Source organism: Rhodoplanes sp. SY1, from assembly GCF_046000175.1.
GTDB lineage: Bacteria > Pseudomonadota > Alphaproteobacteria > Rhizobiales > Xanthobacteraceae > Rhodoplanes.
The window spans coordinates 37,196-61,097 of record NZ_JBEOMB010000038.1 but is presented as its reverse complement, the minus strand read 5'-3'; the positions used below and the strand labels follow the sequence as shown (position 1 = coordinate 61,097).

At 71.6% G+C, this 23,902-nt stretch carries 18 protein-coding genes; 6 read left to right on the top strand and 12 right to left on the bottom strand.

Going from position 1 to position 23,902, the window contains the following annotated elements; all coding sequences use genetic code 11:
• Positions 1 to 139: 139 nt before the first annotated feature.
• Both ABTU92_RS11200 and ABTU92_RS11195 read right to left on the bottom strand, forming a co-directional pair.
• Positions 140 to 559 carry a response regulator gene (locus tag ABTU92_RS11200; RefSeq protein ID WP_408090563.1) on the bottom strand — a complete coding sequence of 140 codons (420 nt, stop codon included), beginning with the start codon at positions 557 to 559 and terminating at the stop codon, positions 140 to 142.
• A gap of 130 nt (positions 560 to 689) precedes the next feature.
• On the bottom strand, positions 690 to 1,658 hold the full coding sequence (locus ABTU92_RS11195; RefSeq protein WP_408090561.1) for an MJ0042-type zinc finger domain-containing protein: 969 nt from the start codon (positions 1,656 to 1,658) through the stop codon (positions 690 to 692).
• A 265-nt stretch (positions 1,659 to 1,923) separates the two neighbouring features.
• Between ABTU92_RS11195 and ftsE the strand changes: the two genes are divergently transcribed.
• The 4 genes from ftsE (at position 1,924) to ABTU92_RS11175 (ending at position 5,233) form a co-directional block, all read left to right on the top strand.
• The gene (ftsE, locus tag ABTU92_RS11190) at positions 1,924 to 2,583 is read left to right on the top strand and encodes a cell division ATP-binding protein FtsE (RefSeq protein ID WP_111360503.1); all 660 of its coding nucleotides are present in this window, start codon (positions 1,924 to 1,926) and stop codon (positions 2,581 to 2,583) included.
• On the top strand, positions 2,570 to 3,583 hold the full coding sequence (locus ABTU92_RS11185) for a cell division protein FtsX (RefSeq protein ID WP_408090559.1): 1,014 nt from the start codon (positions 2,570 to 2,572) through the stop codon (positions 3,581 to 3,583). The genes ftsE and ABTU92_RS11185 overlap by 14 nt, the downstream gene beginning before the upstream one ends.
• A gap of 94 nt (positions 3,584 to 3,677) precedes the next feature.
• On the top strand, positions 3,678 to 4,454 hold the full coding sequence (locus tag ABTU92_RS11180) for a YdcF family protein (protein ID WP_408090557.1): 777 nt from the start codon (positions 3,678 to 3,680) through the stop codon (positions 4,452 to 4,454).
• On the top strand, positions 4,451 to 5,233 hold the full coding sequence (locus ABTU92_RS11175) for a lysophospholipid acyltransferase family protein (protein ID WP_408090555.1): 783 nt from the start codon (positions 4,451 to 4,453) through the stop codon (positions 5,231 to 5,233). Before ABTU92_RS11180 ends, ABTU92_RS11175 begins: the two co-directional genes overlap by 4 nt.
• On the opposite strand, the gene ABTU92_RS11170 is transcribed toward ABTU92_RS11175, so the two are convergent.
• Positions 5,200 to 5,877, bottom strand: a complete 678-nt coding sequence (locus ABTU92_RS11170) for a gamma-glutamylcyclotransferase (RefSeq protein ID WP_408090553.1) — start codon at positions 5,875 to 5,877, stop codon at positions 5,200 to 5,202. The genes ABTU92_RS11175 and ABTU92_RS11170 overlap by 34 nt on opposite strands.
• A gap of 164 nt (positions 5,878 to 6,041) precedes the next feature.
• Between ABTU92_RS11170 and ABTU92_RS11165 the strand changes: the two genes are divergently transcribed.
• Complete coding sequence (locus tag ABTU92_RS11165; RefSeq protein WP_408090551.1) at positions 6,042 to 7,190, top strand: DUF2125 domain-containing protein; 1,149 nt, start codon at positions 6,042 to 6,044, stop codon at positions 7,188 to 7,190.
• Positions 7,191 to 7,246: 56 nt separating this feature from the next.
• On the opposite strand, the gene ABTU92_RS11160 is transcribed toward ABTU92_RS11165, so the two are convergent.
• From ABTU92_RS11160 to ABTU92_RS11120, 9 genes are all read right to left on the bottom strand, one after another.
• Positions 7,247 to 7,618, bottom strand: coding sequence for a hypothetical protein (locus tag ABTU92_RS11160; RefSeq protein WP_408090549.1), 372 nt, complete (start codon positions 7,616 to 7,618; stop codon positions 7,247 to 7,249).
• Between the two features lie 506 nt (positions 7,619 to 8,124).
• Positions 8,125 to 9,060, bottom strand: coding sequence for an NlpC/P60 family protein (locus ABTU92_RS11155; RefSeq protein WP_408090547.1), 936 nt, complete (start codon positions 9,058 to 9,060; stop codon positions 8,125 to 8,127).
• Positions 9,061 to 9,223: 163 nt separating this feature from the next.
• A complete protein-coding gene (locus ABTU92_RS11150) occupies positions 9,224 to 11,239 on the bottom strand; it encodes a hypothetical protein (protein ID WP_408090631.1) in 2,016 nt (671 codons plus the stop codon).
• A 208-nt stretch (positions 11,240 to 11,447) separates the two neighbouring features.
• The gene (locus tag ABTU92_RS11145; protein WP_408090545.1) at positions 11,448 to 13,544 is read right to left on the bottom strand and encodes a YgiQ family radical SAM protein; all 2,097 of its coding nucleotides are present in this window, start codon (positions 13,542 to 13,544) and stop codon (positions 11,448 to 11,450) included.
• A 417-nt stretch (positions 13,545 to 13,961) separates the two neighbouring features.
• The gene (locus ABTU92_RS11140; RefSeq protein ID WP_408090543.1) at positions 13,962 to 15,062 is read right to left on the bottom strand and encodes a neurotransmitter-gated ion-channel ligand-binding protein; all 1,101 of its coding nucleotides are present in this window, start codon (positions 15,060 to 15,062) and stop codon (positions 13,962 to 13,964) included.
• Positions 15,059 to 16,081 carry a cache domain-containing protein gene (locus ABTU92_RS11135; RefSeq protein WP_408090541.1) on the bottom strand — a complete coding sequence of 341 codons (1,023 nt, stop codon included), beginning with the start codon at positions 16,079 to 16,081 and terminating at the stop codon, positions 15,059 to 15,061. Before ABTU92_RS11135 ends, ABTU92_RS11140 begins: the two co-directional genes overlap by 4 nt.
• 425 nt (positions 16,082 to 16,506) lie before the next feature.
• Positions 16,507 to 17,670 carry a hypothetical protein gene (locus ABTU92_RS11130; RefSeq protein WP_408090539.1) on the bottom strand — a complete coding sequence of 388 codons (1,164 nt, stop codon included), beginning with the start codon at positions 17,668 to 17,670 and terminating at the stop codon, positions 16,507 to 16,509.
• 268 nt (positions 17,671 to 17,938) lie between these two features.
• A complete protein-coding gene (locus tag ABTU92_RS11125; RefSeq protein WP_408090537.1) occupies positions 17,939 to 18,940 on the bottom strand; it encodes a phosphoribosylaminoimidazolesuccinocarboxamide synthase in 1,002 nt (333 codons plus the stop codon).
• A gap of 137 nt (positions 18,941 to 19,077) precedes the next feature.
• The gene (locus ABTU92_RS11120) at positions 19,078 to 20,085 is read right to left on the bottom strand and encodes a helix-turn-helix domain-containing protein (RefSeq protein ID WP_408090535.1); all 1,008 of its coding nucleotides are present in this window, start codon (positions 20,083 to 20,085) and stop codon (positions 19,078 to 19,080) included.
• A gap of 346 nt (positions 20,086 to 20,431) precedes the next feature.
• Here ABTU92_RS11120 and ABTU92_RS11115 point away from each other — a divergent pair, with 346 nt between their 5' ends.
• Positions 20,432 to 23,896 (top strand): autotransporter domain-containing protein, encoded by a 3,465-nt coding sequence (locus ABTU92_RS11115; protein ID WP_408090533.1) that lies wholly within the window; start codon positions 20,432 to 20,434, stop codon positions 23,894 to 23,896.
• The last annotated feature ends 6 nt before the right edge of the window (positions 23,897 to 23,902 follow it).

Genomic DNA, 23,902 nt, shown 5'->3' with positions numbered 1-23,902 from the left:
ATTTCTGTCGAGACCAACCGGCACCACATCCGCTCGTCCCCGCGAAGGCGGGGACCCAGGAGCGTCACGGCACGCGGTCCCTGGATCCCCGCCTTCGCGGGGATGAGCGGAGCGTGGGTCGACTTCGGTGGAAAGCACTCTAGCCGCCGTCCGCGGCCCCCCCGTCCGGCGCCGCGCCGGTCGCGGGCTTGCCGCGCGATGCCAGCGCCTCGCCGACCGCGACCTTCAGCTCGGCGAGCGTGAACGGCTTGGTGATCACGTCGTGGATCAGCGCCTCGAGCCCGTGGGCGCGCTCGCGCTGGTCCGCATAGGCGGTCATCAGGAGGATGATCAGATCCGGATAGTCGCGCGCCGCCGAGAGGGCGAGCGCGATGCCGTCCATCAGCGGCATGCGGATGTCGGTCAACAGCAGATCGAAACGACCCTCCTCGCGGCCGAGCACGTCGAGCGCCTCGGCGCCGTCGGCGGCCGCGATCACGTCGTGTCCCTCCTGGGTGAGGCCGCGCACCACCAGGGTCCGGAGCGTGTCCTCGTCTTCGGCGATCAGGATTCGGGCCACCGGGTCCTCGTGCTCACAATCGATTCGGCAGTATCGAAGCGCGACGGCGTGTCGTCGAGTCGTCGCGCCTCTCGGTGTCGGGCGCACCGGCCGGGCGACAGGGCCCGGCCGCCGCGGCGGTCGGCGGGGGTCAGAGGTCGCGCCGGTTGAAGAACCGCACGAACACCTCGCGGCTGTCGGCCGGCGGCGAGGCGAGACGGGTGCGGAACGGCTGCGATTCGCCCGGCGCCAGGCTCGGCTTCTGGGGCAGCGCCGTCCAGGTGTGGGTCTCGGCGCCGTGCTGGTCCCGCATGGCGAAGCGCAGGCGCGGCACGTCGATGCGCACCTTCGAGACGTTGACGACGACACCCTCGACGATCACCACCGGCACCTTGTCGGAGACGTCGGCCTGGACCTTGACGGCGTCGAAGGCCAGCCCGCGCAGATTGACGGGCAGGCCGATCGCGGCGAACAGGCCGCCGGTCTGCGGCAGGGCGCGCACCACGTCGGCCCGCCAGCCCAGGATGGCGCCGATCACCACCAGGAGGGCGAGCGACACGGTCGCCCAGGTCGGCTTCGGGATCGCGAAGCGCCGCTTGCCCTGCGGCTTCGCCCGCTCGCGGGCGATGCGGCGCGCCTCGGCCGCCTCGAACTCGGCATCCCAGTCGCGCGTCGGTCCCTCCGGCAGGGTGAAGGGGTCGGTCTCGGGCACCACCGAGGGCGCATCCTCGACGGCGGCGGCCGAAAACCCGTCTGGCTCCGGCTCGGCCGCGGCGGCCGGCTTCGGCGGCATCAGATCGTCGGGCCAGCCGTCGTCCTCGGGCTCCGCCGAGGCGGCGGATGCCGGTGGCGCATCAAAGCCGGTCGGGGCGGTTCCGCCGCCCCAGCCGGGTTCCCCCGCCGATGCGGTGGCGAAGGCGGAGGCGGCCGCCGCGGCGGCGCGCTCGGTCTCGCGGCGGGCCGCCTCGCGGCGGAACGCCGCCTCCTCGGCCCGGACCGCATCCTCGGCCGTCGCGGTCCATTCGGTCCGGCACTCGGCGCAACGCACCGCCCGGCCGCGCCCGACGGACGCCTCCGGAACCTCGTACCAAGCCTCGCAGCGCGGGCAGACGATCTTCATGACGCCGACACTTCGCAGTCCCGTTCCCCCGCATTATCGCCCGCGTTTCGTTAATGATCCGGAAACCAAAGTGGTGGTGCTGTCGAGAACGGCCCATCGGCCGTCGGCGGGAGCCGGACGCGGGCCGTGGACGGCGACCGCGTTCCGCCGGTGCGGACGTGCCGGCGGCCGCGGCTTCGAGTAAAAGGGTGCGAATCGTCGTGTGCCGCCGCCGGTCCGCGGCGGCCCGAGGGTCCCGATCACCCGGGACGGAGCGGAGAACGGCTTGGTTCGGTTCGAGAATGTGGGGCTGCGTTACGGTCTGGGTCCGGAGGTTCTCCGCGACCTCACGTTCCGCATCGAGCCGCACTCGTTCCAGTTCCTCACCGGCCCGTCGGGCGCCGGCAAGACCTCGCTCCTGCGGCTCCTGTTCCTGTCGCTCAAGCCGACCCGCGGCCTGATCACCCTGTTCGACCACGACGTCGCCACGCTCGACAAGGATTCGCTCGCCGTGCTGCGGCGGCGGATCGGCATCGTGTTCCAGGACTTCCGCCTGCTCGACCACATGACGACCTACGAGAACGTGGCGCTGCCGCTGCGGGTGCTCGGTCGCGAGGAGGAGAGCTATCGCCACGAGGTCGAGGAACTGCTGCACTGGGTCGGCCTCGGCCACCGCATGACGTCGCTGCCGCCGATCCTGTCGGGCGGCGAGAAGCAGCGCGCCGCCATCGCGCGCGCCGTGATCGCACGGCCGCAGCTCCTGCTCGCCGACGAGCCGACCGGCAATGTCGATCCCAATCTCGCCAAGCGGCTGCTGCGCCTGTTCATCGAGCTCAACAAGTCGGGCACCTCGGTGGTGATCGCCACCCACGACATCGGCCTGATGGACCAGTACGACGCGCGCCGGCTGGTGCTGCACGAGGGTCGGATCCATGTCTACGACTGACTACGGACGCGACCACGATCACCCGCACGACCCTCACGACGACGGCCATGCGCCGGCCGCGCGGCCGTCGCGCCTGGCGGCGCTCGCCGGCCTCCTGCGCCGCAAGCCGCGCGAGACGCCGATCGTGCCGCGCAGCTCGATCTCCGCCACGGCGCTGACCGCCGTGGTCGCCATCATGACGTTCCTGGCGTCGCTGACCACCGGCGCCGTGGTGCTGGTGAAGGGCGCCGCCTCCGATTGGCAGGCCGACGTTTCCCGCGAGGTGACGATCCAGGTGCGGCCGATGGCCGGGCGCGACCTCGAGGTCGACGTCGTGCGGGCCGTCGAGATCGCCCGCGCCGCGCCGGGCGTCACCGCCGTGCGGGCGCAGGACAAGGCCGAATCGGCGCGCCTGCTCGAGCCCTGGCTCGGCTCCGGCCTGTCGCTCGACAGCCTGCCGGTGCCGCGCCTGATCGTCGTCGAGACGGCGTCCGGGCGGCCGCCCGATCTCGCCGCCCTCAAGGCGCGGCTCGCCGCCGAGGTCGCCGGCGCGACGCTCGACGACCATCGCGGCTTCACCCGCCGGCTGCGCGCCATGGCCGACACCGTGGTGGCGATCGGGCTCGCCATCCTGGCCCTGGTGACGGCCGCGACCGTGCTGTCGGTCGCCTTCGCGACCCGCGGCGCCATGGCGACCAACCGGCCGACCGTCGAGGTGCTGCACTTCATCGGCGCCAAGGACGCCTATGTGGCCGGCCAGTTCATGCGGCACTTCCTGTTCCTCGGCCTGCAGGGCGGGGCGATCGGCGGCGGCGCCGCGGTGCTGCTGTTCCTGGTCCTCGGGCTGATCGGCGGCCGGCTGTTCGGGCTCGGCGGCGCCGACGCGGCCGCTATGTTCGGCGGCCTGTCGCTCGGGGTCGGCGGCTACCTGGTGCTGCTCGTCCAGGTCGTGCTGGTCGGCATCGTGACCGCGTTCACGTCGCGCCGGGTGGTGGCCGCGACCCTCCGGCAGGTGCGCTGAGGGCGTCCCCGCCCCGTTGAGCCCTTGGCCGGCCACCGGGAACGCCTTCCCGGCGCCGAATTTGACGATATTGTCGTCGTCGGGACGTGAGTTCATGGCAGTCGAGGACGGACGATCGGCGCGCGACCGCGCGGGCGGCGCCCCCCCGGGGCGGCCCGGCCGCGTCGATGCGCGCCCGCCCGCCACCGCCGCGGCGCCACGCCCTGCCCGTCATACGCTGCGCCGTCTGCTGCTCGCCCTGGTCGGGCTGGGCGGGCTCGCCGTCGTCGCCTTCCTGGCCGGCTTCGTCGCCTTCGCGGACCGGGTGCCGCGCCGCGAGGTGGCGCTCGCCGGCACGGCCGACGGCATCGTGGCGCTCACCGGCGGCGCCTCGCGCGTCGTCGACGCGGTCGAGCTGCTCGCCTCCGGGCGCGGCCGGCGGCTGTTGATCACCGGGGTCCACCGCACCACCAACTCGAACGAGCTGGCCCGCAACGTTCCCGATTTCGAGCGCCTTTTCGCCTGCTGCATCGACCTCGACCACGAGGCGCGCAACACCATCGGCAACGCCGTCGAGACGCGGCGCTGGACCAACGACCGCGGCGTCCGCTCGCTGGTCGTCGTCACCTCGAGCTACCACATGCCGCGCGCCATGGCCGAGCTCGGCCACCGGCTTCCGGGGGTCGCGCTGATCCCCTATCCGGTGGTGACGCCGGCGCGGGCGGAGCCGTGGTGGGCGAGCGCCGCCAATGCCCGGCTTCTCATGACCGAGTACGTGAAGTACATCGTGGCGCTGGCGCGCATCCGGATCGAGCCCGTGGTCGATCTCACCGACGTCGCCCAGCGCCGGCCTCGGCCGCCGGCAGCCGTTCCGCCGGGACCCGCAACGTGATCGTCGTCCGCTCCGTCCTGTTCACGGTCGCCTTCTACGCCACCACGGTCGCGTTCCTGCTGGCGGCGCTGCCGGCCCTGCTGCTGCCGCATCGTGCCATGGTGACGATGGCGAAGGCGTGGGGCCGCACCAGCGTGTGGCTCCTGCGGGCCGTCTGCGGCATCGCGGTCGAGTGGCGCGGCCTGGAGAAGATGCCGCCCGGCGCCCTGCTGGTCGCGGCCAAGCACCAGTCGGCCTGGGAGACCTTCGCGCTCCTGCCGCTGTTCGACGACCCGAGCTTCATCATCAAGCGCGAGCTGACCTTCATCCCGCTCTACGGCTGGTACGCCCGCAAGGCCGGCATGATCCCGGTCGACCGCACCGCCGGCCGCGCCGCGCTGGTCGAGATGAGCCGCGCCGCCCGCGCGCTGCTCGACCACGGTCGCCAGATCCTGATCTTCCCCGAGGGCACCCGCAGCGCGCCCGGCGCGCCGCCCGACTACAAGCCGGGCATCGCGCTGCTCTACGGCGAGCTGGGGGTCGCCTGCCTGCCGATCGCCCTGAACTCCGGCCTGCACTGGCCGCGGCGGAGCTTTCTGAGACCGCCCGGGACCATCCTGGTCGAGGTGCTCGACCCGATCCCGCCCGGGCTGCCCCGGCGGGCTTTTCTGCAGCGGCTGCAGGAGACGATCGAGCCGGCGACGGCCCGGCTGGTCGCCGAAGGACAGGGCCGGCTCGGGTCGGCACCGCCGGCCGCATCGCCCGCTCAGCCCGACGGCGTGTCGGCCGGCCGGTCGTGAGCGGGGCGCGCCTCGGGCGCGCTCAGCCGGCGGGCGATGGCGTGCAGGCCGGCGTCGCGGCAGCCCTGCGCCTCCAGCTCGCGCACCGTGGCGATGACGTAGTCGCGGTTCGGTCCCGACTGGCCGTGCCCCTGGCGGACCAGATGGAGCTGCTGCTCGAGGTCGAGCCGGCCGGCGTATTGCGGGTGGCTGCGGTCGACCACATAGACCAGCGCCCGCACCCGCTGTTCCGCCACGCGGGGCGCCTCGCCCGTTCCGCCGCCCCCTGCCCGGCCCGGCGTGTCGCCCGGCGCGCCGTCGAGGAGAACGACCGGCCGCAGCGTCTCCAGATAGACGTGGGTGACCTGCTCGCGCGCCCGCAGATAGGCGATCGTCTCGGCCCGGTGCGCGGCCGCGACCCGGAAGGCGATGCCCCGGCAGGTGCCGCCGCGGTCGAGCCCGAGGACGAGGCCGGGCTTCTCCGGGGTGCCGCGATGCACGAAGGAGTACACGCACAGCGCCCGATGCAGGCCGTTGAGCCGCGCCGGCACGCGCGCGACGAACGGGAATCCGGGCCGCCACATCAGCGAGCCGTAGCCGAAGACCCACAGGTCGCCGTCGCCGTGATCGATGCCTTTCGGGTCGATGTCGGTGGTCGTGGGCACGCTCGTTCCCGCTGGCGCCGGCGCGGCGCGACCCGGAAGCGACGCTTCGGACGGGTTGACACCAGACTGCCACAAGGCTCGCCTAACAGCCCCTCCGGCCCGCGGCAAGCCCGTCGCGGCGTCGCGCCCCGGGCCGGGCCGCGAAAAGCGCGAAAGGATCAACCGTGAGGTCGGTCGAAGACGAGGTTCCGCCGGCGCGCCGCAAGCGCCGGCCCTGGCTGATCGCGCTGCCGCTGGTCCTGGTGGCCGTGATCGCCGCCGGCTGGACGGCGTTCTGGTTCCAGGCCGCCTCCGTCACCCGCACCGTGCTGGCCGGCTGGCAGGAGAACGAGGCCGCGCTCGGCCGCGACTACACATGCGCGAGCCAGGACGTCGGCGGCTTCCCGTTCCGCTTCGAGTTCCGCTGCACCGACCCGGTCGCCGCGCTGCGCTCGGCGACGCCGCCGGCCACGCTCGCCGCCAAGGCCGCGACCGTGGTGGCACAGATCTGGGAGCCCACCCTGATCGTCGGCGAGGCGACCGGCCCGCTGAAGATCGGCGAGGTCGGGGCGGCGCCCGTGCTGGCGATCGACTGGTCGCTCGCCCAGGCGAGCCTGCGCGGCCTGCCGACCGATCCGGAACGGCTGTCGGTGGTGCTCGACCGGCCGATCGCGACGTCGCTCGACGGCACCCGCGAGGGCCTGGTCGGCCAGGCCGTGCGCGCCGCCTTCCACGCCCGGATCGCCGGCGGCTCGGCCCGGCAGAACCCGGTGCTCGATCTCGCGCTGTCGCTCGACGAGGCGAGCGCCCCGGTGCTCGGACGCGCCGGGGTGGTGCCGCTCGACATCGATGCGGTCGGGGTGCTGCGCGGCCTTCCGTCGCTCAAGCCGCGGCCGCTCAAGGAGACGCTGCGCACCCTGCAGGCGGCCGGCGGGCGGCTGGAGATCACCCGCGCCCGCCTGCAGCAGGGCGACATCGTGGCGACCGGCACGGGCACGCTCGGCCTGTCGCCGCGCGGTGCGCTCGACGGCGAGCTGCAGCTCGTCGTCGTCAATGCCGACAAGCTCCTGCCGCTCTTCGGTGTCGACCAGCTGGTCAACCAGCTGCTGCCGCAGGCGACCCGCGAGAAGCTCGCGCCCGGGCTCGACAAGCTGCTTCCGGGACTGGGAAACGTGCTGCGCGGCCCGGCCGGTGGCGGCGGCGTCTCGGCCGAGGCCCTGGGACCGGCGACCGAGCTCGAGGGCAAGCGCGCCGTGAAGGTGCCACTGCGATTCGCCGACGGCGCCGTGCTGCTCGGCCCGTTCAAGGTCGGGCAACTGCCGCCCCTGTACTGAAGCTGGTAGTCGCCGAACCGCAGAGGTGGTGGCCGCGCCGCGGCGCGGCTCTCGCCTCACGCCGCGGAGGCGACCCGCAGGCGCTCGTCGCCGTTCAGGAGCCGGGCGATCGCCTTCCAGAAATCCGCGACCGCGCCCGGGTCGTGCCAGTGCACGCCGGCGTCGGGCTTCGCGGCGCACGGCTCGACGCTCCACCTGGCACCGGTCCAGTCGGTCCCCGGCGCGCATTGCGCCACGACCGCAGCGACCATCGTGCGGGTGACCGCGGTGGTCGGGCCCCGCCACACGGTGCCGTGGTCGGCGGTGGGAACACCGACCGTGACCCAGAAGCGACCGTCGCCCGCCGGCGTCACCGCGAGCAACACGGCGCCGACTCCCGTTTCGGTGCTTCCGACGATCGCGTGACCATCACGCAGCGACGACATCATAAGCGAGAAAATATCCACCTGACCTCCTCTCCCGTTCGAATCGAAACCGAGACCCCACGACGATTCAGGGCGACGACATTCGATGGCGATGTCGACCGTCGTCGACCTCGCCGACCTATCGCTCACGCATTCGACAGTCCCATGACGGCCGCACCCGCGGCGCGGCCGCATCGCTGAAATCAGGACTGTTGCTCCGGCACGAATCCGATGCCGGCCGACCCTGGCGCAGTCCCTTGCAACCGAGCCGATGGTGAAATCGTAACGTGATCCCGGAAGCGGCCATAAGCAGCACAACTACGGACGCAGCGGCGCGGGCCGTCTCCTCTCGTCCTCCAGGCATCGCCCGGACACAGCACGGAAGCCCTTGAAACCAAGCCGGTTCTTCGCAGTGCACCAGATCCCGAGATACGCCGTCGCCATGCGACTACGACCATGGTCTGTCGGGCAAATCACTTACGTGCGATTGCCGAGGACGCGCCGATCACGTCGCTTCGCGACGGCCTCTCTCATGCGAGGCGGCGCACCGACGTGACCGTTCCGCCGCCGCTCGCTGCAATGCGGGCGATGACGTCGGCGACCGGCTCGCTCGCCACCGCCATGTGGTGCGCGTTGGCGTGCAGGAGCGTCGCCGGGTCGCGCACCAGCCCCACATGCCCTTTCCAGAAGACGAGGTCGCCGCGGCGCAGCGCACCCGGCTCTGGTGGCCCGTCGAGCGGGCGGCCGAGCGCCGTCTCCTGCATGTCGGTGTCGCGCGGGCAGACGATGCCGCAGGCCGTGAGCGCGACCTGCACGAGACCGGAGCAATCGAGACCCGCGACCGTCTTGCCGCCCCACAGGTACGGCGCCCCGATGAACGTTTCCGCGACCGCGACCGGATCGGTCTGCAGGCTCTCCACCGGCGCCAGATGCACGAGCGGCACGAAGCCACCGACCGCCGTCACGGCGAAGGCGCCGTCGGTGCGCACGACCGCGACGCGGCTGCCGAACGGCAGCGAGTCGAGCGGCGGACGCCGCACCGAGGGCGCCGGCAGGAGGTGGGTGCGCAGCGCCGTCACCCGGTGCGTCGGCGACGGTCCGGGGGGGCCGAGGGCGGCGGCCGGCATGTAGCCGACATAGCCGTCGGCCGCGAGCTGGCCCCAGGCGAAGCCGTCCTCGCCGAGCTCGTAGACGGTGACGCGCTCCCCCGCCAAGGCCTCGGTGAGCATCTCGGCGTCGGCCGCCGGCGCCTTTCGCAACGGCGCGCGGCCCGCCACGATCTCGTGGACGCGGCCCTCGACGAACCGCGCTGCCGCGACCTGCCCGTCCAGATGCTTCGCCGCGAGGTCGGGCCGCGCCGGCGTGAGGCGCGGATCGAACGGCGGTTTCGACGGCGTTTGCGCCCGCGCCACGACGGGCGCCAATGCGACAATGGGAAGGAGCGTCAGCAGATCGCGACGGTTCATGAGGCGGACAATTCGTAGGGTGGGCAAAGCGAAGCGTGCCCACCGTTCATCACCGCGTGGGCACGGCGCGTTCGCGCCTTTGCCCACCCTACAAGGGCTGGGTCCCCGCCTTCGCGGGGACGAGCGGATCGACGGCCGCCGAGATCGCGGCGCGCATTCGCCATCAGCCCCGCGGCGGGCGGCGACGCTCGGCGAACCAGGCCCGGTAGTCGGCCATCTTGGCGCGCTGCGAGGACGACGCCCGGCCCTTGCAGGTCGCGGCCTCCTGGCTGCCCTCGGGGGCGCCCCAGCGCAGCTCGGCGCAGTCGTTGACGTTGTAGGCCATCTCCAGCGCCTTCACGCGGTCGACGACGTCCTTGACCGTGAGGGTCCATTGCGAGCCGTCGGTGCGCGGATAGCTGAAAGTCCGCGCCGAGAGCTCGGCCGCCAGCACGCTCTCCAGCTCGGCCTTCACGTCGGCGACGCTCTTGCCGGCCGGCATGGCATAGCGCTCCGGCCGCCGCGCCACGCGGTCCGGATAGCCGCGCACCACGTCGATGGCGATCAAGAGGCGCAGGTCGCGCGACGGCGTCGCGAAGTCCTCCCACGCGCCGGTCGTCTCGAAGATCGCGGCGCCGTCCGGCATGTCGGCGGACTTGCCCGTGATCTGATACTTGCGGCCGTTCTCGACCGAGGTGACGCGCGCCCGCACCTGCTCGTCGAGCGCTTGGATCGCCTCCTTCATGGCCCGCAGCGGATCGAGCTGCGACGGCGAGATCACGTCCTCCATGCGGTCGTAGAAGGCCTCGACCGACATCTTCCCTTGGTCGAGCGAGACGTCGCCGTAGCTCGGGTTCTTGGCGATCTCGCGGTTGGTCAGCCGGCGCATGCCGCCGCCTTCCTGCACCACCGGGCGGAAGCGCTTGAAGCCGGGGCCGCCGAGCGCGGGATCGTCGGCGAACAGGAAGTTGCCGCGCCAGAAGCGCTTGATCGCGACGGTGCCGTCCGGCTGCGCGTCGACGGCGAGCATCACGCCGGCGGCGTCGCCGGTCTGCGGCACCCGCTTGGCGATGACCAGCAAGTGGCCGTAGGGGTCGGCATAGATGGTGCCGGGCCGCAGCGTCTCCTCGGAGAGCGCCACCGGATAATAGTCGGTGTTGTCGTCGGCGAGCGCGGTGCGGCCGGAGCCGGAATGCACGCCGTCGCCGATCGACCACTTCAGGTAATGCGCGAAGCCGGGGACGAGGCCGGCCGGCCGCGGCGGCGGCGACCACGGCTTCGGCGCCGGCTTGACGCCGGGGGCCGGCGTCACCGGCGCGGGCGGCGCAGCCGCCTGCTGGCGCAGCATGCCGAACAGCCCGGGCGACGGCGGCGGCACGGCCGGATCGGCCGAGGCGACGAGTTCCTCCGGGGGCGGCGCGGCGCGCGGCTCCTCGCGCTGGATGTTCCACCAGGCCGGGCAGCGCGGCGCCTGGCCACCGCCGCCGCGCGTGCACTTCGCGTAGCCGTAGGGCAGCCCCATCTTGAAGGCGAAGTAGGCGCGCAGGAAGTACGGAAGGTCGGCGCAATCGGGCCGGATGACGAGGTTCGCCTGGTCCTCGGCGAGGCCGAGGTGATTGAACAGGAGATTGCGCGAGCGGTCGCGCAGCACCTCGTGCAGGGCCTTCCAGGACGGCGGCGGCGCGTCGAGCGGGGCGTCGAACAGCCGCTCGACCCAGGCCGAGAACAGGTTCTCGTTGGCCCGCGTCCAGCTCGCCTTGACCGGCCATACGCTGCCGGCTTGCGTCTTCGGACGCGGCGGCTCGGTCGGCCTGACGGCGATCTCGCGGGAGATGGTGGCGCAGTCGGCCGTCGCAGCGTCCCGGGCGGTGCCGTCGCGGGTCAGCGTCACCTGCCAGGTGCCGGCGGCGGGCTGCGGCACCTCGGCGACCCAGAAGTACGGCGGGCCGCCGCGGCGGTCGCGCGACCGTGCCGCGACCGTGCCGTTCGGCGCCGTGAGGGTCAGCTCGCCGTCGAGCGGCTTTTCCGAGGTGAACAGGACGCGCAGCGGCGCGCCCTTCCACGGCGCCACCGGAGACGGCAGCACGGCGACGCCGGCGGCCTCGTCGCAAGCCGACGCTCCTTGCGCCCGCGCGGCGGGAGCCGAGAGGATCAGTGCGGAGGTGACGATCAGCGCAGAGGTGGCGATCAGCGAGAACATCGACGTGACGGCAGCGAGCCGGGTCGTGACGGCAGCGAGCCGAGGCGTGACGGCAGCGAGCCGACGGGCCGAAACCATGGAATTCCCCCTGTTTCCATGAGCGCGCGGCGGCAGAATACTGTGAAACCTATGGCTGAACGATGGCGGATTCTTCGGCCGGGCGGGCCCGAACCGTCATCCTCCGCTGATTACCGCAGCGCGGCCGCCTTCACCGCAGCCGCACGCCCTTTGTCGTGAAGCGTTGCGTCTTGCCGCCCGCGCTGCCGGGGCGGATCGGGCGGCGGGTGCCGGCCGCCTTGCCAGTGCCGGGGGGCTGGTGAGCCGGGACGAGCTGGTCCGGCCGCGACCCGATCAGGTCGCTGCGCCCCATCTCCTTCAGCGCCTCGCGCAGAAGCGGCCAGTTGTCGGGGTCGTGATAGCGCAGGAATGCCTTGTGCAGGCGCCGCTGGCGCAGCCCGGTGATCGCCGCGACCTTTTCCGACGCGCCGCGCCGCACGCCGCGCAGCGGGTTGACGCCCGAGTGGTACATGGCGGTCGCGGTCGCCATCGGCGACGGCAGGAAGGTCTGCACCTGGTCGGCGCGATAGCGATTCTTCTTGAGCCAGAGCGCGAGGTTCATCATGTCCTCGTCGGTCGTGCCCGGATGCGCCGCGATGAAATACGGGATCAGGAAGTACTGCTTGCCGGCCTTTTTCGCGGCCGCGTCGAACATCTCCTTGAAGCGGTCGTAGGCGCCGATGCCCGGCTTCATCATCTTGTCGAGCGGGCCGCGCTCGGTGTGCTCGGGCGCGATCTTGAGATAGCCGCCGACGTGATGGCTCACGAGCTCCTGGATGTAGTCGGGGCTCGTCACCGCGAGGTCGTAGCGCACCCCCGAGGCGACCATCACCTTCTTGACGCCCTTCACCTCGCGCACCTTGCGATAGAGCCTGATCAGCTCGTCGTGCGACGTGTTCAGGTTCGGGCAGATGTCGGGGAACACGCAGGACGGCTTGCGGCACGACGCCTCGATCGCCGGATCCTTGCAGGCCATGCGGTACATGTTGGCGGTCGGCCCGCCGATGTCGGAGATCACGCCGGTGAAGCCCGGCGTCCGGTCGCGGATGCGCTCGATCTCCTGCAAGATCGAGCCCTCCGAGCGGCTCTGGATCACGCGCCCTTCGTGCTCGGTGATCGAGCAGAACGTGCAGCCACCGAAGCAGCCGCGCATGATCGTCACCGAGAATTTTATCATATCCCAGGCCGGGATTTTGGCGTCGCCGTAGGAGGGATGCGGCGCCCGCGCATAGGGCAGGCCGTAGACGGCGTCCATCTCCTCGGTCGTCAGCGGGATCGGCGGCGGGTTGAGCCACAGATCGCGGTCGCCGTGGCGCTGGACGAGCGGGCGCGCATTGCCGGGATTGCTCTCCCGGTGCAGCACCCGCGACGCCCGCGCGTAAGCCTCCTTGTCCTGCTCGACCTGCTCGCAGCTCGGCAACCTGATCACGACGTCGCCGCGCACCTGGCGGGCGCCCTCGTCGGCGGCGTCGAGATCGTCGGCGTGAAGTTCGGTGGTGGTCTCGGGCACGCGGCGGAACAGCGCGACGCCGCGGATGTCGTCGAGCTCGCGCGGCGCCTCGCCCGCAGCGATGCGATGAGCGACTTCGACGACGGCGCGCTCGGCATTGCCGTAGAGCAGCAGATCGGCCTTGGCGTCGGCCAGCACCGAGCGGCGCACCTTGTCGGACCAGTAGTCGTAATGCGCGATGCGGCGCAGCGACGCCTCGATGCCGCCGAGAATGATCGGCACGTCCTTGAAGGCCTCGCGGCAGCGCTGCGCATAGACGAGCGTGCAGCGGTCCGGGCGCTTGCCACCCTCGCCGCCCGGCGTGTAGGCGTCATCGTGGCGCAGCCGACGGTCCGCCGTGTAGCGATTGACCATCGAGTCCATGTTGCCGCCGGTGACGCCGAAGAACACGCGCGGCCTGCCCAGCGCCTTGAACGGCTCGGCCGACTGCCAGTCCGGCTGCGCGATGATGCCGACCCGAAACCCCTGCGCCTCGAGCAGGCGCCCGATGATCGCCATCCCGAAGCTGGGATGGTCGACATAGGCGTCGCCCGTCACCAGCACGATGTCGCACGCGTCCCAGCCGAGCCGGTCCATCTCGGCCCGGCTCATCGGCAGGAACGGCGCCGGCCGGCGCTCTGTCCGATGGCGCGGCCAGGAGAACAGCGGCTTCGCCGAGAGCAGCGGTTGCGCCCTCGGGATCGCGGCGCCCTCGATGTTCGCTCTCTGGATCGGTTCGGCTGAAACGGGGGTGTTCATGAGGCCGAGGCTTAACGGCCCGGGCCGCCGAGTTCAACCGGCCGGCCGCCGCTTGACGCGATTGTGTCGCGGCAGCCGCGCGCCGCACGCGCGTGGCCCCCATGGAGCACCGCGGAATGCGGGACCACGAGCCGGCCCGCCAGCCGGCCGAAGCCCTCCCGCATTCCGCTTCGCTCCATGCGGGCTACGGCTGCGCGTGAGCTCCGACCGAACGAACGGCCCGATCAGATCACGCCCACCAGCCACAGCACCAGGACGAGGCTGAGCGGCACGCCCAGCCACCACAACAGAATCGGCATATCAGGCCTCCGGGGTTTGGTTTCACCCGGTCAACCGCGACCGCCCGTCCCCGTTCCGACCGTCCGGACGGTATTCTTGCGACGCTCCGCCTCGGCCGCCGCGCCCGCGGCGCCGATGTCAGCCCGGCAGCGCCCGTACCGCGATGCCGACGCAGACGATCAGCATCATCACCGGCAGGGCCCAGCGGATTTGCCAGCGCAGCTCCAGGCAGGCGGCGTGGAAGCGGCGGGTCGGGTCGGCGCAGGCGGCGGTGAGCCCGACCTCGATCATCAGCACCAGCACCAGATAGAGATAGCCGAGCGAGATCATCTGGGCGACCGGCGTGTTGAGCGAGATCGCCCCCGGAAAGCTCGACTCGAACGTGAAGCTCAGCGCCGCGAGGCCGAGCAGCGAGGAGAAGATCATCGTGCCCTTGTCCTTCTCCTGCTCGCGCAGCGCCGGCGACCAGAGGACGAACAGCGACACCGAGAGCACCGCGAACAGGGGCACGAAGATGCGCAGGATGTAGCGGTCGGACTGGCGGACCAGCTCCACGGTGGCGGCGAGCCGCGAGTAGCTGCGGGCGTTCCAGCCCATCGTCTCCTCGTTGGCGAAGCGAAGCCGCCCCGGTCGCCACACCACCAGCGAGGACTCCTCGACCCCCGACAGCAGGCGGTCCGTCTCGGTCGTGATCAGGATCGCCTCCTGCTTGGCGTAGCGCGGCAGCGAGAGCGACAAAGCGAGATTCTGGCGATCGAACGGGAAGGCGTCCATGTTCATGCGGAACCGGAAGTCGGCCTCGAACCGCTCGATCAGCACGACTTCGCCGGCCGCTGAAGTCGCGACCGCGACGGTGCGCGAGTCGCGCCCGCCGATCTGGTTGTCGACGACGAGTCCGGGCGTCCAGATCGAGGCCAGAAAGGCGTCGGCCTCGCCGGCGATCCGGTCGATCCGCCCCGAGCCGACCGCGATCGCGTCGAAGGCGAGCCGCGGATCGGTCCAGCGCTGGGTGATCTCGACGAAGAAGCGCCCTTCCCCGGCCGTCTCCTTCACCTCGAGCACGTTGAGGACGCGCAGCGCGACCCGCACCCGCACCGGCAGCTCGACGCCGGCCGGCAGCGCCGTGCGATCCTCCGCGGCCGCCGCGCCGCCGGGCGTGATCAGCACCGCCGACAGGAGCGCGAGCAGCGCGAACGCCGGCGCGACGGCACGCGCCGGCGCGAAAAGGCGCCGCCTCACGGCCGCCTCCGCGACGTGAGGGCGATGCGCAGCAGCACGGCGAAGACGATCCAGGCGAGAATGCCGCCGCACAGCGCGGCGACGACGAGCTCGGTGCGCAGCCGGCCGCGGTCGTTCGGGATCTCCTCCAGCGCGATCGTCATGCCGACCAGCCGGCCCGAGAAGTCGACCAGCGGCTGCGACACCACGCTGAACGGCCGCCCTTCGATCTCCCGGGTCGTCACCTCGACGTCGCGCAGCGCCCGCATGCGGGTGCTCTTCAGGAGCGCAGCGAAGCGGTCGTCGTCGGTGGAGAGCGCCAGGACGAGATCGCCGAACCGCGGCAGCTTGGGATCGAGCGCGACGCCGACCATGGCGGGCGCGATCACCACGGCGACGTCGGCATTGGTCGACGCCTTGACCAGATCGAGGATCGGCCGCAGGTCGAGCCCGACCTCCATGGTGCCGACCAGGGACTTCTCGTGCTCGACGATCGCGATGCCGCGCACGCCCAGCCCGGCGATGCCGATCTCGACGCCGGCCTGGGCGCGACGACCGCGGTTCGCCGCGACCACCATCGGGCGGAAGCCGGAGATGTCGTCGTCGAACGTCTCCAGCCGGTGCATGCGGAGCAGATAACGAAGATCGGTCGTGTGGAAGCCGTAGATCTGCACGCCGGCCTGCCGGCTGAGATACTCGTAAGGCCCCTGCGAAAGCGCCTGCAGGCGGGCGCGGTCGCGCCGCGCCAAGGCCTCGCCGACGTTCGGCCGGCGCGCCGACGCCTCGGCGAGCGACAGCGCGAATTTTCCGGCATTGTCGAAGGCCCCCGTGACGGCGCCGGCGACGAGGCGCATGCGGGTGTCGCGGTCGCGCTCGGCGATGGCATCCTGGGCACGCAGCTGAAGCAGCACCATGCCGCCGAGCACGATCGTGATCACGAGCGCGACGGCGGGCGCGACGAGGCGGACGGCACGCGAGGACCGCGCGCGCGACGGCGCGGCGGCCTCCGCGACCGGCGAAGCTGAGAGTTCGGATGACATCGATGGACGGGACGCTCGAGGGGAGGTCGGGGGTGTGCGGACGCGCGAAGCGGCATCCACGATGCGAACGCGCGAAGGTCAGTGGCGCGAAGGTCAGTCACGGCATGAGGCGGGGGCCCTCGGCGGTGGCATGATGCTGCCGCAGCTTCTAGCCACCCGAAGCAAGCCACGCAAGCCGTCGCGGCACACGTGGCGCGTGCATGTCGCACGTCTGTTCGGCGCGCGTGGTGACCCGCACGCTGGCCCCCTCATGGTGAGGAGCGCTCCGGCGCGCTGTTGCGCCGCGAGCGCGTCTCGAACCATGTGGCCCGATGGCGAGGCCCTCCCCGCCCTTCGAGACGCACCATCGAAGTCTGCTCCCGCAGACATCGATGGTGCTCCTCACGGTGAGGAACGGATTGGATGCTCGCGCGACTTCAGGGCGATCAGAGGCTCCCGCCGGCGAGCAGCGAGCCGGTCGAGGAGCCCATCGCGTCGACCATGCTCTGGATGCTGCTCACGGTCCGGTAGTTCTTCAGGACGTTGTCGGTGAAGCTTTCGCTGAAGCCGAGCAGCGCCTTCTCCTCGGCGCTCATCGACGAATACTGCCGGATCAGCGCGACGCTGCGGGCCGCCGGATCGCCGCCCGAGCCGGTGAAGGCGGAGAGGAGCGTGGTGCGCGTGCGCTGCTCGAGCGCCTTGCGGGCGGCACGCGCTTCGGACACCGTGAACTGGCCGCCGGCGTTCTGGGCGACCACGGCGAGGGTGCGGTTGTCGAAGGACTCGAAGTCGACCATCCGGCCGGTGCGCGTGCCGTCGAACACCAGCTCGGTGCCGGCGTCGCGGGCGCGGCCGGCCTGGGCGTCGAGCGCGGCGCGGGCGCGGGCCGCGAGCGTGTCGGCCGTCGCGGTCTTGGCGGGCGACGTCGTGCCGGGCGCGGGGGCGTCCAGCATGGCGCGGACGGGATCGTTCTGGTTGCCGGTGTCGGGCGCCTTGCCGAAGGCGGCACGCGCCGCGGCCAGCCCCTCGGTGACCGCCTCGCGCCGTGCCACCCAGCCCGTCGTCGCGCGCTCCTCCGGGCTCGCGGCGTCCAGATAGCCGGCGGCGGCGGCGTAGAGGCTCGCATAGTCGCCGGTGTGGCGGGCGATCACCGCATGCGGGGCGAGCGCATCCTCGAAGCGCGCCTGCAGCACCGAGGCGGCAGCCTTCGTCTCGTCGTCCGTGAACAGGTCGCCGGTGCCGGCCGCGACGACCGCGAGCGTCGCCCGGTCCTGCGCCGTGAAGTCGACCGCCACCTGCCCGTCGACCAGGGCCGCGCCGATGCCGAGCGACTTGTATTGCTGATCGAGCCAGGCGCGCGCCGCCTGGGCACGGGCGAGCGCAGAGCCGCCGGCGGCGCTCGTTCCGGCGGCCGTCATGGCGGCCAGAAGCGCCTTGGCCTCGTCCGACAGCGTCAGCACGGTGGCCGAGCCGCCGGACTGGCTCGACGTGGCGGTCGTTCCGGTGCCGCTCGATGCGGTGGATTGGGTCGGCGCGGTGCCGGCCTTCTGCCCGTAGGAGCCCGTCGTGTAGCTCGACAGCGCGCTCGTCAGACCGGTCACAGCCGACATGGGAGCCTCGGCAGAATTGTTTCTAAAGAAACAATTAAGCCGGCATGGTTAACGAAGCGTAAAGGGCGGCCCGCGTCCTACGGCATCGCCTCGTCTCTAGGTGTCATTCCGGGGCGGCGCGCAGCGCCGAACCCGGAATCCAGTCGAGGACAAAGAGCTTGCCGCTGGATTCCGGGTTCGCAGCTTCGCTGCGCCCCGGAATGACCGAGAGCCGACCAATTCGATGCCGTATCAGCTCGCGCGCGGCTGCCGCTTGCCCCCCCGCGGATCAGATCCGATAGCTCGCCAGATTGTCGGCGATGCGCTCCGCGAGCGTGCGCCCGTTTTCGCGCGGCGTCAGAGTCTGGCCGGTTAGCCGGTAAAAAATCTGCTGATAACGAGCCGACAGCTCGGCGACGAGCGCGGCCGGCGCCTCGGGGATCACGGCGTCCTTGTAAGGATCGCAGTGGTCGACGAACCAGCGCCTCAGAAATTCCTTGTCGAAGTAGTCGGGCTCCTGGCCAGCGGCGAAGCGCGCCTCGTAGGTGTCGGCCATCCACCAGCGCGACGAGTCGGGCGTGTGGATCTCGTCGATCAGCGTGAGCTTTCCCTCGGCGTCGAGCCCCATCTCGTATTTGGTGTCGACCAGGATCAGGCCGCGGGCGAGCGCCGTCTCCTGGCCGCGCCGGAACAGCCTTTCGGCGACCTCCTCGACCTGCTCGAGCAGATCCTTCGAGAGGAGCCCGCGCTCCAGCACCTGCGCCGGCGTGATGGTCTCGTCGTGGGTGTCCTCCTTGGTGGAGGGCGTGAACACGGGTCGCGGCAGCCGCGCGTTCTTAGCGATCCCGTCCGGCAACGTGAAAGACCCGAAGTCGCGCCGGCCGGCCTGATAATGCGTCCAGATCGACGTCGAGGTGACGCCGGTCAGATAGCCGCGCATCACGATCTCGATCTTCAGCGGCGTGCAGCGCTTCGCCACCGTGACGTTCGGATCGGGTAGCGCGATCACGTGGTTCGGCACGATGTCGCGCGTCTCGTCGCACCAGAAGGCGGCGGTGCGGTTCAGCACCTCGCCCTTGCCCGGGATGTGCGCGACGATGCGGTCGAACGACGAGTGGCGATCGGTCGTCACCAGCACCAGACGCTCCGGCTGGACATAGATGTCCCGCACCTTGCCCTCGATGCGCTTTCCCAGATCCTGGAAGTCGGTATGGCGGAGGGTTTCGAGGTCGGTCGTGGCCGCGGGTGTGATGTCGGTCGGCGCGGCTGCCCCGGCGGCTCCAGATGTCATCTCGTCTCTCCCGCGCCGGCCTGTCCGTCCGACTGTTCTCCGGCGAACTAGCACGAGTCCGGGTCGGCTTCCGCGGTTTTTTCGATCGGCCGCCAGAGTCGGACCGGCCTGGCGTGCCCTCGCCCGACGGACGGCGCTCAGCTTCGGCCGACGTGGCGGAGCACATCGCCGGGGCCGGGCTGTACTCCGGTGTCGCGCAGCCACGCCTCGGCCAGCCCCCTGAACTCTCCGGGCGTCAGCCCGAACCGGCGGCGAAAGGCGCGCACGAAGGTCGAGTCGCCGCTGAACCGGAGATCGAGCGCGAGATCGATCAGTCGCCGGTTCCGCGACGCCGGCGCGGCGAGCCGCCGCAAGGCGAGGTTGAGCCGCTGCTCCTGCACAAAGCGCGCGAGCCCGCCCTCCGCCTCGAACAGGCGGTAGAGGCCGGCCCGGGACATCTGAAACCGGCGGCACAGGTCCTCGGCAGTGAGCGGCTCGATCTCCAGGTTGGCTTCGATGTGACGCTTGATCATCGCCAGCAACAGGCGACGGTCCGCCCGCTCGACGTCACCGTCCACCTCGGCCGCGCTGCCGACGGCCCCGGCGACGATGTCGGCCATCGCCTCGACCGCCACCCGGCTCTCCGGCGACGGGCTGTCCCGCAGAGCCGACAGCTGGCTGCCCAGGAGCTGCGCGGCGCGACCGCCGCCGGGCAGCAGCGACGCCGTCGCCGAATCCGGATGCGCCAGGCGAGGCGCCATCACGCTGCGCGGGACGATGATCGACACGAGGCGGGTCGCGGCGCCCCCGTCCCCACTCAGAACCGTCCGGTTCGGCTGCGCCATGTCGATCAGGCACACGTCGCCGCGGCCGAGCGTCGCCTGGCGCCGGCCGGACGTGAAATGCATGCCGCCCTGCAGACACAACGTGATCTGAAAATGATCGATGCCGCCGCGGGCGATGTGCGCAGGCGTGCGATCGTATGCGAGCGTCGTCGAGACGCTCTCGACGAGAAGCCCGTTGCCGATCGCCGCCGTCACGGACGCGACCTGGAACGCGTCCGGCGCGCCGAGGGGCGCGACATTGCAGATGTCCGCCGTCGCCGCCCGCATCGCCTCCAGGGCGGACGCGCCACGGCCGGGATCGCTGGTCGATCGCTCGCTCATCGAACCTCGTGCGCGTCGCGGCGCGCTGAGCCCGACGCCGCCTGGACCTGCCGCTCGGATATGGGTCGAGCGGCCAGCTTATCATGTCCGACCGAGGACCCTATGTGTCTCGCCGGCAACAACGGCCGTTTGAATTCGTCCCTGAGACGCTGGGCACATCGCGCCCCTGCCGGTCCGCTACCGTTCGCTCCTCGGGACACGCCTGGAGGATTGCGGCTTGCGCAACGGCATCGCGCCTTTCGTCGCTGAGTTCGGACTCCTGGGCGGTCCGATTGCGGCGCGTGATCTGCGGATCGCGGCGGTCCGGACCGGCCCACGGCGGCCGCGGCGCCGGTCCCGCCGCCGGATGACGATCGTCCTGGTGCCGCTGGGCTGCCTCGCGCTGGCGACGCCGGCAGGCGCCGGCATCGACAGTTACGGCCTGCTCACGGGCATCAACTCGAGCCCAGGCGCCGCGGTCGCGTTCTCGACGCTGACCAACACCACCATCGGCTCGGTGATCACGGTCGGAAACTATCCGCGGAATGCCGTGTTCTCGCCGGACGGCCGCTACGCCTATGTGGTGAGCACCGGGAGCGACACGGTCACGGTCCTGGACGTGGCGGCAGGAACGATCGCCACGACTGTCGCGGTGGGCTCTCAACCGGAAGGGATCGCGATCAGCCCGGATGGCCGATACGTCTATGCCACTGCCTTGAACGGCAATTCGGTTTCCGTGATCTCCACGGCCACCAACCAGGTCGTCGGGTCCCCGATCCCGATCGCCTCCGCATTGGCAATCGCCGTCTCGCCGGACGGCAACACACTCTATGTGACGAACTTCTATGACGGCACCTTGTCGGTCGTCGATGCGACGAGCAGGACGGTCGTCGGCACGGTTGCCGTGGGCGTCACCCCGACCGCCGTCACCGTGTCGCCGGACGGCAGCAAGATCTACGTCGCGAACGGGATCAACGGCCCCAACCCGGCCGTCTGGGTGATCGACGCAGCGACCCGGGCCGTGCTGACCACCATTCCGCTCGGCTTTGCCGGCAGTTCCATCGCCGTGTCCCCGGACGGCACCCGCGTCTACGTGACGGACCAAGGCGACACGCTGTATGTCATCGACGCGGCGACCAATGCGGTCGTCACGACCGTCACGACCCCCTACAGCTCCATCGGCGTCTCGATCACTCCGGACGGCTCGCGGATCTATGTGTCCAGCGCCAATGGCGCCTACGTCGTCGACGCGGCGACCAACACCATCATCGGCAGCGTGAGCACGCCGTTCAATGACAACACCAATTTCGGCACCGGCTGGATCGGCCCCAATCTGATTGTCGCCGCCGGCGGTGCCGTGTCGGCCGGCAGCGACGGGGCACTGACGACGCTCGGCTTCGATCAATACGTCAATTTCAACGGAGGCACGCTGCAGCTCACCGGGACGTTCAGCACGGCGAAGACGATCTCGCTCTTGGCGCTCGGCGGCGTCATCGACACCAACGGCTTCGACCTGACGCTCTCCGGCACCATCATCAACAACGGCATGCTGACCAAGGCCGGCGCCGGCATCCTGACGCTGATCGGCGCCAACACCTACACGGGCGGCACCCTGGTGACGGGCGGCCTGATCAACTTCAGCGCGGCCAACAATTTCGGCACCGGCCTGATCACGCTGAACGGTGGCGGCCTGCAATGGGCGACCGGCACCACGGCCGACATCTCGTCGCGTCTCACCGCGATCGGCACCAACGGCGGCATCTTCGACACCAACGGCAACATCGTGAGCTTCGCGTCCGGCCTCACGGGCGCCGGCAGCGTCACCAAGACCGGCGCCGGCACGCTCGCGCTCGGCGCCGTAAACACCTACTCGGGCGGCACGCTGATCAACGGCGGCACCCTGGCGCTCACCGGGAGCGGCAGCATCGCGGCGTCGAGCGGCGTGAACATCGCGACGGGCGCCACCTTCGACATCTCCGCCACCACGACCGGCGCCACCATCAAGACGCTGGCCGGCGCCACCGGCAGCACGGTCGCGCTCGGCGCCAAGACGCTGACGCTGTCGAACGCCTCGTCCACCTTCGCCGGGTCGCTCACCGGCACGGGCGGACTGACCATCGCGGGCGGCGTCCAGACGCTCACGGGCGCCAGCACCTACACGGGCGCCACCACGGTCGACGGCGGTGTCCTCTATCTCGGGTCCGGCGGCGCCATCGCGGGCTCGGCCACCACGGTGAACACCGGCGGCCTGCTGGCCGGCACCGGCACCGCGGGCAGCGTCTCCGTGAACGCCGGCGGCGTCTTCGCGCCAGGCACCGGCGCACCCGGAACGGCCATGACGGTCGCCGGCGATCTCGCCTTCACGCCGGGCGCGGTCTATCGGGTCGCCATCGACCCGACCGCCGCGTCGCAGGCGGTCGTCACCGGCACGGCGACGCTGGCCGGCACCGTGCAGGCCTATTTCGCCGCCGGCAGCTACGTGACCAAGCGGTACACGATCCTCACGGCCGGCAGCCGCAGCGGCACGTTCGACGGTCTGGCGACCAGCAATCTTCCGGCCGGTTTCATCGCGTCGCTGGATTATTCGGCACCGAACAGCGTGGCGCTCGATCTCAGGCTCGGGCTCGACGGCGCCACCGGCCTGCCGCGCAACCCGGCGGCCGTCGCCGGCGCGATCAGCCGCCACTTCAACGCGGGCGGCGCGCTGCCGCCCGGTTTCGTCTCGGTGGTCGGGCTCACCGGCCAGCCGCTCGCCAATGCGCTGACCCAGCTTTCGGGCGAGGCCGCGACCGGCGCCCCGCAGGGCGCGTTCCAGATGATGACGGCCTTCCTGGGCCTGATGACGGACCCGTTCGTCGACGGGCGCACCACGCCCATCCCGGGCGGGATCGGGGGGAGCGGCGCCGCGCTCGGCTACGCCGCCGCCGACGCGCCGCGGCCCGGTGCCGCCGGCGCCCTGGAGAGGGCCGTCCGGGCACCGTCCGCCGCGTCGGCCGCGCCGCGCTGGAGCATCTGGGGCTCGGCTTATGGCGGCTCCGGCCGGCTCGCGGGCGACGCCGTGGTCGGCAGCCACGATGTCTCGGTGCGGGCCGCCGGCGTCGCGGCGGGCGGCGACTGGCGGGCGACGCCGTTCACCACGCTGGGCTTCGCGCTCGGCGGCGGCGGCACCGGCTGGAACCTGACGCAAGGGCTCGGCAGCGGCAGCAGCGACGCCTTCCAGGCCGGCGTCTACGGCACGACGACGGTCGGCCCGGCCTATCTGGCCGCGTCGCTCGCCTTCGCCGAGCACTGGATCACCACCGATCGGCGAGCACTCGGCGCCGCCCTGACGACCCGATACGAGGCACAGAGTTACGGCGGCCGCGCCGAGGCCGGCTGGCGGCTCGCCGCACCGCTCGCCGACGTCACGCCCTATGCGGCCCTCCAGGCCCAGGCCTTCGCGACGCCCGCCGTCCGCGAAAGCGACCCGAGCGGCGCCGGCTTCGGCCTCGCCTACGACGACCGGACCACGACGGCGCTGCGCACCGAGATCGGCACGCGGCTCGAGAAGGTGGTCGCGATCCGATCCGACGCCGCGCTGGCGCTGCGCGGCCGGGTCGCCTGGGCGCACGACCGGACGAGCGACCCGACCGTCGCGGCGACGTTCCAGGCGCTTCCCGGCGCGGGCTTCACGGTCGAAGGCGCGACGCCGGCGCGCGATCTCGCCTTGGTCTCGGCCGGGGCCGAGCTGCGCTTCGCCAACGGCGTCGCACTCATGGCGAAGGTCGACGGCGAGGTCGCGGCCCACAGCCACACCGTCGCGGGCACGGCCGGCCTCCGATACGCATGGTGACGGCTG

What these genes read in the sequence shown, in the direction of transcription:
- ABTU92_RS11160 (WP_408090549.1), bottom strand. Translation starts at nt 7,618, where the DNA reads ATGATGTCGTCGCTGCGTGATGGTCACGCGATCGTCGGAAGCACCGAA.
- ABTU92_RS11180 (WP_408090557.1), top strand. Translation starts at nt 3,678, where the DNA reads ATGGCAGTCGAGGACGGACGATCGGCGCGCGACCGCGCGGGCGGCGCC.
- ABTU92_RS11155 (WP_408090547.1), bottom strand. Translation starts at nt 9,060, where the DNA reads ATGAACCGTCGCGATCTGCTGACGCTCCTTCCCATTGTCGCATTGGCG.
- ABTU92_RS11185 (WP_408090559.1), top strand. Translation starts at nt 2,570, where the DNA reads ATGTCTACGACTGACTACGGACGCGACCACGATCACCCGCACGACCCT.
- ABTU92_RS11125 (WP_408090537.1), bottom strand. Translation starts at nt 18,940, where the DNA reads ATGACATCTGGAGCCGCCGGGGCAGCCGCGCCGACCGACATCACACCC.
- ABTU92_RS11135 (WP_408090541.1), bottom strand. Translation starts at nt 16,081, where the DNA reads ATGTCATCCGAACTCTCAGCTTCGCCGGTCGCGGAGGCCGCCGCGCCG.
- ABTU92_RS11130 (WP_408090539.1), bottom strand. Translation starts at nt 17,670, where the DNA reads ATGTCGGCTGTGACCGGTCTGACGAGCGCGCTGTCGAGCTACACGACG.
- ABTU92_RS11120 (WP_408090535.1), bottom strand. Translation starts at nt 20,085, where the DNA reads ATGAGCGAGCGATCGACCAGCGATCCCGGCCGTGGCGCGTCCGCCCTG.
- ABTU92_RS11145 (WP_408090545.1), bottom strand. Translation starts at nt 13,544, where the DNA reads ATGAACACCCCCGTTTCAGCCGAACCGATCCAGAGAGCGAACATCGAG.
- ABTU92_RS11150 (WP_408090631.1), bottom strand. Translation starts at nt 11,239, where the DNA reads ATGTTCTCGCTGATCGCCACCTCTGCGCTGATCGTCACCTCCGCACTG.
- ABTU92_RS11195 (WP_408090561.1), bottom strand. Translation starts at nt 1,658, where the DNA reads ATGAAGATCGTCTGCCCGCGCTGCGAGGCTTGGTACGAGGTTCCGGAG.
- ABTU92_RS11115 (WP_408090533.1), top strand. Translation starts at nt 20,432, where the DNA reads ATGACGATCGTCCTGGTGCCGCTGGGCTGCCTCGCGCTGGCGACGCCG.